A 14,646-nucleotide genomic window follows, 5' to 3' on the forward strand; every position below is an offset into this window, starting at 1 on the left:
ATGTTAAATTTCCATTATCTCTTTTTCTTTATCAGCAACTACCTTATCAATCAATTTGATGAATTGATCAGTTACTTTTTGAATCTCTTCTTGGCCACGACGAGAAGAATCTTCATTTACTTCACTGTTTTTTTCTAACTTTTTCAATTCATCATTAGCTTCTCGGCGTATATTTCGTACAGCTACTTTTGCTTCTTCGCCAGTTTTTCTCGCTACTTTTACTAAATCTGCTCGACGCTCTTCTGTTAGTGGTGGAATTGTGATTCGTATGGAAGAACCATCATTATTTGGTGTAAGACCTAGTTCGGATTTGAGGATAGATTTTTCGATTTGTGCTACAGCTGATTTATCCCATGGTTGGATAAACAAAGTACGAGGATCTGGTGTACTAATGTTTGCCAGTTGATTTACTGGTGTGGGGCTTCCATAATAATCTACGATCACTTTATCCAATAAAGCAGGATTAGCACGCCCCGCCCGAAGAGACATTAAATCCCGTTTTAATACTTGAACCGCTTTTTCCATCTTATCTTGAGCAGTTGATTTTACTTCATTAATCAAGTGTGATTCCCCCTCACAACAGTTCCTATGTATTCACCCATTAATACCCGGCGAATATTACCTTCTGTCGTAATATTGAATACAATCAAAGGAATATTATTATCCATACACAAGGAAGAAGCTGTAGAATCCATTACGGCTAATCCTTTGTTCAATACTTCTAGGAAAGTAAGTGTATCATATTTTTCAGCATTTGGATCGAGGCGTGGATCTGTGTTATAAACACCATCCACATTATTTTTCGCCATGAGAATGACTTCTGCCTCTATTTCCGCAGCCCGTAGAGCAGCTGTCGTATCTGTTGAAAAGTAAGGATTACCGTTTCCGGCTGCAAAAATCACAACCCGTCCTTTTTCTAGATGGCGAATAGCTCTTCGTCTGATATAAGGCTCAGCAATCTGTCTCATTTCGATAGAGCTCTGTACCCTTGTAGCTACATCCATGGATTCCAAGGAATCTTGCAGTGCAAGTGAATTCATTACCGTAGCTAACATCCCCATGTAGTCAGCTGTGGCACGATCCATCCCGCGTTTCGTTCCAGCAATACCCCTCCAAATATTTCCTCCGCCTACTACTATTGCAACCTCTACACCTAAATGAATGATCTCTTTGATTTGACGGGAAATAGAAGTAAGTACCGCTGAGTCAATCCCATACCCTTGCTCACCAGCTAGTGCTTCACCGCTCAACTTTAAGACAACCCGTTTATATTTGGGAGTGCTCACACGATCCCCACCTTTCTGTCAGTATTTGAAAAAGGGGGATACACGAAATGTGCTCCCCATATCGCTTTAGCCTTTGTTTACCTGAGACATTACTTCTTCTACAAAGTTGTCTTGGCGCTTTTCAATACCTTCTCCAAGTTCGTAACGAACAAAACGACGGATAGTAATATTTTCTCCAATACGTGAAATTTGCTCTTTTACCAATTGATCAATCGTTTTGTCATTGTCTTTTACAAATACTTGATCAAGTAAACAGATTTCCTTGAAGTGTTTTACAAGACGACCTTCTACCATTTTATCCACAATGTTAGCTGGTTTGCCCTCTTGAAGTGCTTGTTGCTTCAAAATCTCACGTTCTTTTTCTACTTCTTCTTCTCCAACATCTTCACGACGAACATATTTTGGATTCATTGCTGCGATTTGCATAGCAATATCTTTTACAAATGCTCCAAATTCAGGAGTTTTTGCAACAAAGTCTGTTTCACAGTTTACTTCTACCAGCACACCAATACGGCCGCCAGCATGTATGTAAGACTCAACTATACCTTCTGCAGCGATACGATCTGCTTTTTTAGAAGCACCAGCGATACCTTTTTCACGAAGGTATTCGATTGCTTTCTCCATGTCGCCATTTGTTTCTGTAAGCGCTTTTTTGCAATCCATCATTCCAGCGCCTGTTTTTTGTCTCAAATCTTTTACCATTGATGCAGAAATAGCCATCTATTGCCACTACCTTTCACTACAAATCAATTAATCATCTATATGGTCAAATTCCCAAAATGAAACCATTTAACAATAAACTACTAATAAAAAGGGGTGGCTCTACCACCCCTACTCAAAAAACTTACGAAGCTGAACTTTGTTGTTCACCTTGTCTTCCTTCAATAATCGCATCAGCGATTTTAGCAGTAAATAGACGCACAGCGCGGATAGCATCATCGTTACCAGGAATTACATAATCTACTTCGTCTGGGTCACAGTTAGTATCTACAATAGAGATAATCGGAATGTTTAATTTGCGAGCTTCTGCAACAGCAATCCGTTCCTTACGAGGATCTATAATAAAGATTGCATCAGGAAGTTTTTTCATATTTTTAATACCGCCAAGGAATTTCTCCAAGCGAGCTTGTTCTTTTTTCAAGAGAACAACTTCTTTTTTAGGAAGTACTTCAAAAGTACCGTCTTCTTCCATGCGCTCTAGCTCATGTAGTCGTTGAATACGTTTTTGGATAGTTCCAAAGTTGGTCAATGTTCCACCTAACCAACGATGATTTACAAAAAACATGTCAGAACGAATTGCTTCATCCTTTACTGCTTCTTGTGCTTGTTTTTTTGTTCCAACGAATAATACATTTCCACCTTCACGAGATAGATCGCGAACAAATTGGTATGCTTGTTCCATCATTTTCACTGTTTTTTGTAGATCAATGATGTAAATACCATTACGTTCAGTAAAAATAAAACGACTCATTTTTGGGTTCCAACGACGAGTCTGATGACCGAAGTGAACACCTGCTTCTAATAATTGTTTCATGGATACAACTGCCATGAATTCAGCCTCCTTATGGTTTTTAATCCTCCGCCAAGGATCATCGAGAAACAGCAACCAACATTTTTGGCACCACTGTTCACTCCTCTGGCGTGTGTTTTACACCAATGACGAATATATCATATAAAGCAAATAGCTTGCAAGGCTTAAGTTCGTAAATCAGTGTAAATTACTGGGATTCTGTTGTTTTTGAGCAAATTCTTCTTTGTCCAGCAATAAATTCCCAAGATATGACATCGCATGAGTATGACCTGCGTTGGAGGATTTTTCCAACCACATAATTCCTTCAGGTTCATTGTGTGGCAAGGTAAAACCTTCAACTAAACGCCATCCTAATTGGTACATGGATTCTGCACTACCTGCATCTGCAGCTTTTTTCAACCAGTGCTCTCCTAATTCTTGATTATAAGGAAATCCACTTGCATCTAGATAACGCCATCCCAAGCTATCCATTGCATCTAAATTTCCACCTTCTGCAGCACGAGTCAATAATCTTTCTGCTTCAGCTAGATCATTATTTGGAAGAGTTCCCTTTAAAATAGCCCATGCTAGAGAGCACATAGCATATGTATTACCTTTATTCGTTGCTTCTCTAAGCAGGCGTTCACCTTCTGCAATGTTTTGCGTAATTCCCTTCCCATCTAAAAGTCTCCAGCCCAATGCACTTAATGCCGGATCATAATTAAGAGAAATAGCTCTTTTTAGCCACATTTCCCCTTCTTGCTCATTATGAGGAAGACCCGCAGCATCTAGTAATCTCCATCCTAGATTATGCATTGCTTTTACATTACCCATTTCAGCTGATTTTCGTAACCATTTTTCGCCATCAGACATAACGTGATCACTCATGTATATCCAGCTCCTTTGTTAACATTATTACAACAAATATTATTATCACAAAAATAGAGAAAATGGTAGACAAATACGAGGAAAAACATATAATAGATATCTTTCTTTTGTGATTCTAAAAAGACATCTCTGAACATTTCAGACTCAATATTTTCACATAACAATATCGAGAATTTTCTATTAAAATAAATTATGTAACAAATGAAAATAATATCATCCTAAAACAAAAGGGGAATCAACTTTGAGAAAATTACATCTATTATTGTTTTTTGTTATTTGTTGCTCCCTTCTCTCCTTTAACCTTTTCTCTACTCCATCTGCTAGTGCCATCTCCAAAAAGAGCAGCCCTATTCCAAGTAACCAATGGAAAATAACTGGAACGGTGAAAGGAACAGGAGATGTAAGCAAAAAGTTCACTATCCGTCCTAGTAACCTCCAATCATTAAAGATGGGGGAAGAATTGAAATTCGAAATAAATTCCCAAGATAAGAGCCTTATGTATATTTTGAACATACCTGTCAAAAAAGATGTAAAAGAAGCAGTATTATATCGATATGAATCTTCTGGAGAAGAAGCGGGATATTTTCGTGTAGAAAACCAAAGCTACGATGCTAAAAAAAATAAAATTTTAGCAGAAGTAACTGGGGGAGGAAACTTTATTGTTGTCACCCAATCCAAAACATTAAAAGATCCTGATACCTTAGCTCCAAAAATAACCTCACCATCAACCCGAATTGCAAGTACTCCACCTGCCATTTTTTTTATCCCTCACCAAGATGATGAAACCTTATCGATGGGAGTTGCCATCACCCAACACCTAGATGCTGGAAGAGAAGTCATAGCGGTTTTATATACCGATGGCGCTGGATCAGTTGCTCAAAAGATATTAAATGGGGAAGTTGGTTCCAGTTGGTGGGGCGGAACACACAACCCCGCTGTGGAAGGATACAAACCAATTGATAATCAAAGATTTTCTGATGCTAGAACAAATGAACTAAAATCAGCACTGATGCAGTTAGGTGTCAAACCTGAAAATATTCATATTCGTAATCTCACATCTGATGGAACTTTGACTTTAGATGAAATGAAATCGTTGGTACTGGAATATGCACAAAAATATCCTGGCGCAAGTTTTAAAGCGATGTCCCAACACGACAGCTCTTTATCGCACTCCATCAGTGGACAAGCTTTGGTAGATTTGTATAATCAAAAAGAATTAACAGATGTCCGTTTATATGTATCTAGAAACGATTGGAATACAGTTAAAGTTGGTTCCACTGTTACTCCCAATACAAACCAAGCCTTCCGAGTGAAAAAAGCTGCATTTGTATATCAAGCTTGGAATCCCATGGTAGATTCGTTTGCTATCGGCTATCACAGTGTTTCCCCACAGTTTATTTCTATGCTAGCAAACATTCAAAATAGACAGCATACATCAACACAGTAAAAAAAGAAGCCAAAACGGCTTCTTTTTGTTTACAAAATAAATTGGCTTAAATCTCGATCCGATACTATACTATGCAATCTTTCCTTGACATACTCAGGAGTTACTGTGATTTCCTCCAAAGTAATATCAGGAGCCTCAAATGAAAGCTCTTCTAACAATCGCTCAAGTATCGTATGCAACCTTCTTGCACCAATGTTTTCAGTTTGACTGTTCACATCAGCAGCTAACTTCGCAATCTCTCTGATGGCAGATTCTGTAAAGATAACTTTAATCCCTTCCGTTTCCAACAGAGCTGCATATTGTTTCAAAAGTGCACTTTTCGGTTCTGTCAAAATACGGACAAAGTCGTCTGATGTTAGATCATTTAATTCAACGCGAATAGGAAAACGCCCTTGAAGTTCTGGGATGAGATCAGATGGTTTTGCAACATGAAATGCTCCTGCTGCAATAAACAAAATATGATCTGTTCTAATAGAACCATACTTGGTAACCACAGTTGACCCTTCTACTATCGGCAAAATATCACGTTGCACACCTTCACGTGAAACGTCTGGACCATGCTTATCTTTACCGGCGATTTTATCAATTTCATCTAAGAAAATAATCCCTGTTTGTTCTACACGTTCCAATGCTTCTTGGGTCACTTGATCCATATCGATCAATTTTTGCCCTTCTTCTTGGATCAATATTTCCCTAGCTTCTTTTACAGGAAGACGGCGTTTTTTCTTTTTCTTAGGCATAATATTACTAAACATTTCTTGCATATTCATGCCCATTTGGTCTCCACCCATACCAGCAAACATATCGAACATGGAGCCCATTTGTTCTTCAATTTCCAGTTCAACTAATTGATTTTCGAGCTCTCCTTGCTGTAATCGTGCAGCCATCCTATTTCGTTCCAGTCGCATAGATGCATTCTCTTCTTTAGAAGGCTCTTCTTTTGGCTGACCTGTTTGAAAAAGCATTTCAATTGGATTTTTAAAAGAGGAAGTTTGCTTTTTATCTGGTACCAACAACTCCACCAGACGTTCGTCTGCCAATATTTTTGCTTGTTCCTTCACTTTCGATAGCTTTTCGCCTTTTATCATTCGAATTGCTGTCTCTGTAAGATCACGAATCATAGATTCGACATCTCGACCCACATACCCAACTTCGGTAAACTTGGTAGCTTCAAGTTTTACAAATGGTGCTCCCACCAATTTTGCAAGCCTTCGAGCGATCTCTGTTTTCCCCACACCAGTAGGTCCAACCATCAAAATATTTTTAGGAACAATCTCCTCTTTTAAATCAGCAGGTAACAAACTACGACGATAACGATTGCGTAGTGCTATCGCAACAGCCCGTTTGGCTTCATCTTGACCTACGATATGCTTGTTTAATTCTGTAACAATTTGCCTTGGAGTTAACATCTTTAAGCCTCCTCAACGATGATATGATCATTGGTAAACACGCAAACTTCACTAGCAATAGTCAAAGAGGCTTTGGCTATCTCTTTTGCGGTTAAATCAGAGGCATATCTTTTTAGTGCACGACCAGCAGACAATGCATAGCTTCCACCTGAACCGATAGCTAATACATCATCGTCTGGCTCGATCACTTCCCCATTACCAGAAACTAATAACAATTGCTCTTTATTTAAAACAATCAACATCGCTTCTAAAGATTTCAACATCTTATCTGTACGCCATTCTTTTGCTAACTCTACTGCTGCTCTGGTGAGGGAACCTTGGTATTCTTCAAGCTTCCCTTCAAATTTTTCAAACAATGTAATAGCATCTGCCACAGAACCAGCGAATCCTGCTACTACCTGCCCACGATAAAGTCGACGAATTTTTTTAGCACCGTGTTTCATGATCATCTGATTTCCAAATGTGACCTGACCATCACCAGCTATCGCAGCTTCCCCATTATGACGAATGGCAAAGATAGTAGTTGCATGAAATTGCTCCATTGTATCCCTACTTTCTATCTATCATGAGATGATCTGTTTGCTTGATTGTACATTGATCTGAGAAGATATTTTATCCAACTCTACTATAGCACGCTCAGCATATTGCTCTGCCCGCTCCTTCTTTCCTCTCATTGGAGAATCCAGTGGAGCGAATAACCCAAAATTTGCATTCATCGGTTGAAAATGTTTGCTATCTGTTGTTGTTATGTAGTGAGCCAAACTCCCCATTGTTGAAACAGGAGACATAGTGACAGGTTCTTCTACTCTAGCCATACGCGCAGCATTTATCCCTGCTAATAAACCAGATGCAGCAGACTCAACATACCCTTCTACACCTGTAATTTGGCCGGCAAAAAATAAATCGTCACGACCTCGAAACTGATAAGTAGGTTTGAGTAATTTAGGCGAATTTAAAAATGTATTGCGGTGCATAACACCGTAGCGAACAATTTCAGCATTTTCCAAACCAGGAATTAGTTGAAGTACTTCTTTTTGTGGTCCCCATTTAAGGTGTGTTTGAAATCCAACTAGGTTAAACAATGTTCCAGCACTATTATCTTGTCTGAGCTGGACAACAGCAAAAGGACGTTTTCCTGTTCGTGGATCTGTCAATCCAACTGGTTTCATCGGTCCAAAGAGCAATGTTTTCTTGCCGCGACGAGCCATCACTTCTATAGGCATGCATCCCTCAAAATAGATTTCTTTTTCGAATTCTTTTAAAGGTGCGGATTCTGCTGAGATGAGTGCATCATAAAACCGATTAAATTCTTCTTCATTCATTGGACAATTGAGGTATGCTGCCTCACCTTTGTCATAACGCGATTGCAGGAAAACCTTCTCCATATCTATGCTGTCTTTCTCTACAATAGGTGCAGCAGCATCATAGAAATACAAATATTCTTCTCCTGTCAATGTTTGAAGTTTAGCAGACAAATTTGGCGATGTCAGAGGACCTGTAGCAACAACCGTTATGCCATCAGGTAACTCTTTTACTTCTTCTTTGACTACTTCTATGTTAGGATGCTCGGATAAAGTACGGGTAATCGTCTCCGAAAATGCTTCTCGATCCACAGCAAGTGCGCCACCAGCAGGAACTGCGTGCTGGTCCGCGCTTTTTATGATCAAAGAATGAAGTTTCCTCATCTCTTCTTTTAAAATACCGACTGCATTGGTAAGACCAGCAGCTCTGAGGGAATTACTGCATACTAACTCTGCAAACTGGTCTGACCGGTGTGCAGGTGTTTTCCGTACAGGTCGCATCTCGATCAATTTAACGGCAACCCCACGGGAAGCAATTTGCCAAGCTGCCTCGCTGCCTGCCAGTCCTGCACCTATTACTGTAACGCTTTTCATGTTAACTTTTCTCCTCTTCGTAATCACACTTGGTGCAAACAATGAATGTTTCTTTCTTTTTCTTTTTTTCTACTAACATCCCCTTACATCGAGGGCATGGACGAGGCACTGGTTTATCCCAAGAAACAAAATCGCACTCGGGGTAGCGTGTACATCCATAGAACAAACGATTCTTTTTACTCTTTCGCTCTACTACTTCCCCTTCATGACAAACAGGACAAGTTACACCCGTAGATTTGACGATTGCCTTTGTATTACGACAATCAGGAAATCCAGAACAAGCTAAAAATTTCCCAAAACGACCATGCTTGTATACCATTACTTTGCCGCACTTCTCACAGACTTCATCTGATTCTTCGTCTGCAATCTCTACTTCTGCCATCTCTTCCTCAGCAACGGATAAACGACTTCGAAAGGGCTTATAAAATTCAGCCAACAACTTCACCCAATCGATTTGACCTTCTTCAACTTGATCCAAATCTTCTTCCATATGGGCAGTAAAGGTAACATCTAAAATCTCCGGAAAGAATTCCTCCATCATAGCTAACACAATTTCCCCGAGTTCAGATGGGACAAAACGTTTGTCCTCCATCAAAACATAGCCGCGTTTTTGAATGGTATCCAATGTGGGTGCATAGGTACTAGGTCTGCCTATCCCTTTTTCTTCAAGTATTTTGACCAATCTCGCTTCTGTATATCGAGGCGGTGGTTGTGTAAAGTGTTGCTTTGGATCTATTTTTTTCTTGGTCAATGTTTGTTTCGGTTTCAAAGCAGGTAGAAATTTTTCCTCTTCCTGCTTCTTTTCATCTGTTCCCTCAATGTATACCTTCATAAACCCTTGAAATTTTATTTTTGAACCAGTTGCACGAAATGTCGCTTCTCCTGCTTGTATATCAGCTGTAACGGCATCCAAAACAGCAGGAGCCATTTGACTCGCAACAAATCTTTCCCAAATGAGCTTATATAATCGGAGTTGATCTCGTTTTAAATAATCCTTTACCTCCGAGGGAGTACGGAGCACAGAAGATGGTCGAACTGCCTCGTGAGCATCTTGAGAATTTGCTTTCTTAGTAGCTTCATTGCTTCCTTTGGATACATAATTATCTCCATACGTCTTCTGAATATAATTTTTTGCTTCCTCTTTTGCCGTATCACTTATTCTCGTTGAGTCTGTACGCATATAAGTAATAAGTCCTACGCTACCCGCTTTTCCAAGCTCTATTCCTTCATAGAGCTGCTGAGCTATTGCCATTGTTTTTTGTGGACGGAAATTGAGTTTACGAGCAGCTTCTTGTTGCAACGTACTGGTTATAAAAGGAGGAGACGGATTTCGCTTGCGCTCTGTTAAACGGACGTCTGATACAATAAATCTTTTTCCTTTTATCGTCGCTAATAACTTTTCAACATCGGCCTCTTTTTTTAATTCTGTCTTTTTATTTTCATATCCATAAAATTGTGCTTCAATCGTGTCTTTGCCAGTCGATAAATGAGCAGTAACTGTCCAATATTCTTCTGGTTTAAAATTTCGTATTTCTTTTTCACGATCAATCACAAGTTTAACTGCAATCGATTGTACTCGACCAGCACTCAAACCTCGTTTTACTTTTCTCCAAAGAAGCGGGCTTATGCCATAACCAACCAAACGATCGAGAATTCGTCGTGCTTGTTGCGCGTTTACCAAATCCATATTAATGGGACGCGGTTGTTTAAACGCGTCTTTCACAGCCTGTTTGGTAATTTCCCGAAAAACAACACGACAACTTTCATTTGGATCAATATTTAAACTGTTAGCCAAATGCCAAGCAATCGCTTCTCCTTCACGATCAGGGTCAGCTGCCAGATAAACCCGTTTTACACGCTTTTTGGCATCTTTTAATTGTTTCATCACATCGCCTTTACCACGAACTGTTATATATTTAGGCTGAAAATTTTGCTCCACATCTACACCTAACTGGCTCTTTGGTAAATCTCGAACATGGCCCATCGATGCCTTTACAATATAGCCTCGACCCAAATATTTACTAATAGTTTTTGCTTTTGCTGGGGACTCTACGATCACCAACGAGTCGGCCATCAGGGGCCCTCCTTCCTCGCCTTTCGTTCATACCTGATAACATACCAAACCAAACATCAGTGTGCAACAATAGGTATAAGTTGTATATTTAGGTTAAGAAAAATGATTTCACCTTACATCCAATGCAGATCAGTATGGATCTGTACTGCAAATTTAAAACAAATCAAGATTTCTTTATGTATTGCGAACCTGGTAACTGAGCGATACAACCTTTTATTTCTAAAGATAACAAAGAACTATGTAGATCGCTAATTGTCATTTTATCAGCAATTCTTTCCATTAAAGATGTAAGATGCTCAGGTTCATCAGAAAGATATTTCCATACTTCTTGTTCTAGGGGAGTGAATTCGATCGTAACTGCAATCTCCTGCTTTGTTTCCGTAAAGGCTTCTGTCCGCCAATCTGGTAGTTCTTCTAATATATCGGTTACTGATTGCACACACTTTGCTCCTTGTTGAATCAAAGAGAGTGTTCCTCTGCTTCCTTGCGAATGAATCGGACCTGGAACAGCAAAGACTTCTCTGCCTTGTTCCATGCTAAACTCAGCAGTTATTAAAGACCCGCTTCTCTCTGCCGCTTCTACGACTACTGTCCCAAAAGACAAACCACTGATGATTCGATTTCGTTGTGGAAAAAGTCCAGGATGGCCAGGTGTACTTGGCGGATATTCGGAGATCACCAAACCAGATCGAATCAACTGATGATACAATTTTTGATGATATTTTGGAAATATTTCATCGATCCCTGTCCCTAAAACAGCGATCGTCTTACCTCCAACTGCTAATACACTCTGATGAGCTATCCCATCAATTCCAGCTGCCATCCCACTGACAACCGTCCAGTTCGCCTGAGATAATTCACGACTCAATTGTTCAGTTACTCTTCGACCATATATGCTAGCTTTTCTTGTTCCGACAATGGCAATACATTTTGTATTCAATAGTGCTCGGTCGCCGAGCAAGTACAATACCCACGGTGCTTGGGGAAGCTCACGCAACAGAGGAGGGTAATCATCATCAAATATTGTCATGGTATCAATTTGTTTTCCCTCCAGTTTGCGCAGCACTTTTTCCATATAACTAGATGACCAGTTTTTACGGATCACTTGGGCAGATTTCACTGGCAGTTTACTTAAAATACTCTCTTGTATTTTGCCACCTTCCCATCCAAATTGAAATAGGTGACGAATAGTTGACCAACCAACACCTTTTAGATGATGGATAGCAATTAATGATTTGCGCAGCAAGAGATGAGCCTCCTCTATTGGAAACAAAAAAGGAACCTATCATAGGTTCCCTTTTCATACTATTAGCTCTTTACGACAAATCCATCCAATAATCCTTTTGCTTCCAATAAGTTTACCAAGGTTTCTCCGATAACAGCAGGAGTTGATGCTACAGACACACCACAACGCTCTAAGGTAGCGATTTTCTCAGCTGCTGTTCCCTTCCCACCAGAGATAATCGCACCAGCGTGACCCATACGTTTTCCAGGAGGTGCAGTTTGCCCACCGATGAAGCCCACAACAGGCTTTGTCATATTTGCTTTGATCCATTCTGCCGCTTCTTCTTCAGCGGTACCGCCAATTTCACCAATCATGATAACTGCTTTGGTCTCTGGATCATTTTCAAATGCTTCCAACACATCGATAAAGTTGGTTCCGTTTACTGGGTCTCCACCGATACCAACTGCTGTAGATTGTCCAATACCACGAGTACTGAGCTGATGTACTGCTTCATAAGTCAAGGTTCCAGATCGAGAGACGATACCTACATGACCTTTTTTATGAATATACCCAGGCATAATCCCAATTTTGCATTCATCAGGAGTGATAACACCAGGGCAGTTTGGGCCGATCAGACGAGTTTTCTTGCCAACTAAATAACGTTTTACTTTTACCATATCTAATACTGGAATACCTTCTGTAATACAAACAACAAGATCGAGTTCTGCGTCAATTGCTTCCATAATTGCATCAGCGGCAAATGGAGCTGCTACATAAATAACTGAAGCAGTAGCACCAGTTGCTGCAACTGCATCTACAACTGTATTAAAAACAGGAAGACCTTCTACAGTGGTACCACCTTTACCAGGAGTTACCCCACCTACTACTTGAGTTCCATACGCAAGCGCTTGTTGGGTATGGAAAAGACCAACTGCACCAGTGATTCCTTGAGTGATCACTTTGGTGTCTTTATTAACGAAAATACTCACCTTGCATGCTCCTCTCTATCAACCTTATTTCACTAGTTCGACGATTTTTTGTGCTCCATCAGCCATGGAATCTGCTGCTACAATTGCAAGACCGGACTCATTCAACATTTTCTTGCCGAGTTCCACATTGGTTCCTTCGAGACGAACCACAAGTGGGCGATCAAGTTCAACTTGTTTTGCAGCTTGAATAACGCCATCTGCAATAACATCACATTTCATGATTCCACCAAAGATGTTGACAAATATACCTTTTACTTTTTCATCAGACAAAATAATTTTAAAAGCTTCTGTTACTTTCTCAGCAGTTGCTCCGCCCCCAACATCCAAGAAGTTAGCTGGGTCTCCATTATAATGTTTGATGATATCCATTGTTGCCATTGCAAGTCCAGCACCATTTACCATGCAACCGATGTTTCCATCTAAGGCAATATAACTCAAGTCATATTTGGATGCTTCGATCTCTTTTGGATCTTCTTCATCTAGATCGCGAAGAGCAACGATATCTTTTTGACGATACAAAGCATTGGAGTCAAAGTTTAATTTTGCGTCAAGAGCCATAACTCGGCCATCTGTCGTCGTAACAAGTGGGTTGATTTCTGCTAATGCACAATCTTTTTCTACGAAAGCTTTATAAAGAGCGAGCATAAACTTCACTGCTTCTCTCACTTTATCTTTAGGGATATTGATCCGATTTGCAAGGCGGTTTGCTTGGAAAGGCAGCAAACCTACTGCTGGATCTACCACTTCTTTGAAGATTTTTTCAGGTGTTTTTTCAGCTACTTCTTCGATTTCTGTTCCACCTTCTTCAGAACCCATCAATACAACAGAGTTAGAAGAACGGTCGATGACCACACCGATATAATATTCTTTTTCAATAGGACAGCCTTCTTCGACAAGAAGACGTTTTACTTCTTTTCCTTCTGGACCAGTTTGATGTGTAACTAGTACTTTTCCGATTAATTCATTTGCAAATTCACGTACTTCATCTAGGCTTTTTGCTAGTTTTACTCCACCAGCTTTTCCACGTCCACCTGCATGGATTTGTGCCTTTACCACCCATAGGTTTCCACCTAAGGATTGTGCTGCTTTTACTGCTTCATCTGCATTAAAAGCGACATATCCATTTGGTACTTGGACGCCAAATTTCTTTAGCACTTCTTTTCCTTGGTACTCATGTACGTTCATGCTCCATCCTCCAGTCCATAGATAAAAAGCCAAATCAGGGTATATGTAATGGCAAATAAAATCATTTGCTCAAGTTTTCTCTCCCTCGGCTCCTCTGCAAGTATAGTCCATTTTTTTTGACTTGCCAAGAGAAAAAGGACACCAAATCAAGGTGTCCTTACATCAATAACTTGATGATGGTTGCAATGATAAAAATCCCGAAGAGCAGTCCACCTGCTACCCCTGCGGATACCATAAAATCAATAAATTCATTTTCTTTGTTTTCATTGGAATCATCATGCGCTTGCACTTGTGAACTCACCAAGGACCCTCCCCTCTTATAACAGGCTTAGTATACCAAAAAAGCGAGAGTAAAAACATCTTATAGACTGAAAACTATTTTATAGAATTATTTATTTCATCACAAACGAAAGCCGTCAATACCTAGTGAGGTTTTGACGGCTTTTCTATAGTAAATTTGATTATTGGCATTTGGATGCCGGTCACAGATTGCTCTGCGACCGGCGCTCCAGAATGAATACCCGAGACGGGAGCTCAACTAATGGAGTAGGAGCTCTACTCCACAACGACCCCACGGTAGGGAGCCGGCTTCGACGGGACAGGCTGTCCGCCGGTGATGCCGTTGCCGTGATCCGCGCGGTTCCTCGGGGTCTCCACACGCTGGATGGGAGTACCACCGCTGACACCGTCGCCGTGGTCCGGGGCACCGTACGTCGGGGACGTCTTGGTCTCCACACG

Annotated in this window: 14 protein-coding genes; 1 reads left to right on the forward strand and 13 read right to left on the reverse strand. The window is 40.3% G+C overall.

Annotated elements, in window-relative coordinates; translation table 11 throughout:
- Nucleotides 1-3: 3 nt before the first annotated feature.
- From frr to AC5WOE_RS16445, 5 genes are all read right to left on the reverse strand, one after another.
- The gene (gene frr, locus AC5WOE_RS16425) at nucleotides 4-525 is read right to left on the reverse strand and encodes a ribosome recycling factor (protein ID WP_496053130.1); all 522 of its coding nucleotides are present in this window, start codon (nucleotides 523-525) and stop codon (nucleotides 4-6) included.
- A 32-nt stretch (nucleotides 526-557) separates the two neighbouring features.
- Nucleotides 558-1,286 (reverse strand): UMP kinase, encoded by a 729-nt coding sequence (gene pyrH, locus AC5WOE_RS16430; RefSeq protein ID WP_496051021.1) that lies wholly within the window; start codon nucleotides 1,284-1,286, stop codon nucleotides 558-560.
- A gap of 66 nt (nucleotides 1,287-1,352) precedes the next feature.
- Nucleotides 1,353-2,006, reverse strand: a complete 654-nt coding sequence (tsf, locus tag AC5WOE_RS16435; RefSeq protein WP_496051020.1) for a translation elongation factor Ts — start codon at nucleotides 2,004-2,006, stop codon at nucleotides 1,353-1,355.
- Nucleotides 2,007-2,130: 124 nt separating this feature from the next.
- Entirely contained in the window at nucleotides 2,131-2,835 is a 705-nt protein-coding gene (gene rpsB, locus AC5WOE_RS16440; protein WP_240876723.1) for a 30S ribosomal protein S2, read from the reverse strand.
- 159 nt (nucleotides 2,836-2,994) lie between these two features.
- On the reverse strand, nucleotides 2,995-3,684 hold the full coding sequence (locus AC5WOE_RS16445; RefSeq protein WP_496053069.1) for a tetratricopeptide repeat protein: 690 nt from the start codon (nucleotides 3,682-3,684) through the stop codon (nucleotides 2,995-2,997).
- Nucleotides 3,685-3,925: 241 nt separating this feature from the next.
- Here AC5WOE_RS16445 and AC5WOE_RS16450 point away from each other — a divergent pair, with 241 nt between their 5' ends.
- Nucleotides 3,926-5,131, forward strand: coding sequence for a PIG-L family deacetylase (locus AC5WOE_RS16450; RefSeq protein WP_496053070.1), 1,206 nt, complete (start codon nucleotides 3,926-3,928; stop codon nucleotides 5,129-5,131).
- 29 nt (nucleotides 5,132-5,160) lie between these two features.
- On the opposite strand, the gene hslU is transcribed toward AC5WOE_RS16450, so the two are convergent.
- The 8 genes from hslU to AC5WOE_RS16490 form a co-directional block, all read right to left on the reverse strand.
- The gene (gene hslU / locus AC5WOE_RS16455; RefSeq protein ID WP_496051016.1) at nucleotides 5,161-6,540 is read right to left on the reverse strand and encodes an ATP-dependent protease ATPase subunit HslU; all 1,380 of its coding nucleotides are present in this window, start codon (nucleotides 6,538-6,540) and stop codon (nucleotides 5,161-5,163) included.
- Nucleotides 6,541-6,542: 2 nt separating this feature from the next.
- Nucleotides 6,543-7,082 (reverse strand): ATP-dependent protease subunit HslV, encoded by a 540-nt coding sequence (gene hslV, locus AC5WOE_RS16460; RefSeq protein WP_496053071.1) that lies wholly within the window; start codon nucleotides 7,080-7,082, stop codon nucleotides 6,543-6,545.
- Nucleotides 7,083-7,103: 21 nt separating this feature from the next.
- On the reverse strand, nucleotides 7,104-8,435 hold the full coding sequence (gene trmFO, locus AC5WOE_RS16465; protein ID WP_496053072.1) for an FADH(2)-oxidizing methylenetetrahydrofolate--tRNA-(uracil(54)-C(5))-methyltransferase TrmFO: 1,332 nt from the start codon (nucleotides 8,433-8,435) through the stop codon (nucleotides 7,104-7,106).
- A 1-nt stretch (nucleotide 8,436) separates the two neighbouring features.
- Complete coding sequence (gene topA / locus AC5WOE_RS16470; protein ID WP_496053073.1) at nucleotides 8,437-10,509, reverse strand: type I DNA topoisomerase; 2,073 nt, start codon at nucleotides 10,507-10,509, stop codon at nucleotides 8,437-8,439.
- A 163-nt stretch (nucleotides 10,510-10,672) separates the two neighbouring features.
- Entirely contained in the window at nucleotides 10,673-11,755 is a 1,083-nt protein-coding gene (dprA, locus tag AC5WOE_RS16475; protein WP_496051013.1) for a DNA-processing protein DprA, read from the reverse strand.
- A 62-nt stretch (nucleotides 11,756-11,817) separates the two neighbouring features.
- The gene (gene sucD / locus AC5WOE_RS16480; protein WP_496051012.1) at nucleotides 11,818-12,723 is read right to left on the reverse strand and encodes a succinate--CoA ligase subunit alpha; all 906 of its coding nucleotides are present in this window, start codon (nucleotides 12,721-12,723) and stop codon (nucleotides 11,818-11,820) included.
- A gap of 24 nt (nucleotides 12,724-12,747) precedes the next feature.
- On the reverse strand, nucleotides 12,748-13,908 hold the full coding sequence (gene sucC, locus AC5WOE_RS16485; protein ID WP_496051011.1) for an ADP-forming succinate--CoA ligase subunit beta: 1,161 nt from the start codon (nucleotides 13,906-13,908) through the stop codon (nucleotides 12,748-12,750).
- A gap of 157 nt (nucleotides 13,909-14,065) precedes the next feature.
- A complete protein-coding gene (locus AC5WOE_RS16490) occupies nucleotides 14,066-14,209 on the reverse strand; it encodes a YqzM family protein (protein WP_496051010.1) in 144 nt (47 codons plus the stop codon).
- Between the last annotated feature and the right edge of the window lie 437 nt (nucleotides 14,210-14,646).

The organism is Shimazuella sp. NTD248, from assembly GCF_059510395.1.

Coding starts and splice junctions, on each gene's coding strand:
- frr (WP_496053130.1), bottom strand. CDS start 525: ATGGAAAAAGCGGTTCAAGTATTAAAACGGGATTTAATGTCTCTTCGG.
- tsf (WP_496051020.1), bottom strand. CDS start 2,006: ATGGCTATTTCTGCATCAATGGTAAAAGATTTGAGACAAAAAACAGGC.
- rpsB (WP_240876723.1), bottom strand. CDS start 2,835: ATGGCAGTTGTATCCATGAAACAATTATTAGAAGCAGGTGTTCACTTC.
- AC5WOE_RS16445 (WP_496053069.1), bottom strand. CDS start 3,684: ATGAGTGATCACGTTATGTCTGATGGCGAAAAATGGTTACGAAAATCA.
- hslU (WP_496051016.1), bottom strand. CDS start 6,540: ATGTTAACTCCAAGGCAAATTGTTACAGAATTAAACAAGCATATCGTA.
- hslV (WP_496053071.1), bottom strand. CDS start 7,082: ATGGAGCAATTTCATGCAACTACTATCTTTGCCATTCGTCATAATGGG.
- trmFO (WP_496053072.1), bottom strand. CDS start 8,435: ATGAAAAGCGTTACAGTAATAGGTGCAGGACTGGCAGGCAGCGAGGCA.
- topA (WP_496053073.1), bottom strand. CDS start 10,509: ATGGCCGACTCGTTGGTGATCGTAGAGTCCCCAGCAAAAGCAAAAACT.
- sucC (WP_496051011.1), bottom strand. CDS start 13,908: ATGAACGTACATGAGTACCAAGGAAAAGAAGTGCTAAAGAAATTTGGC.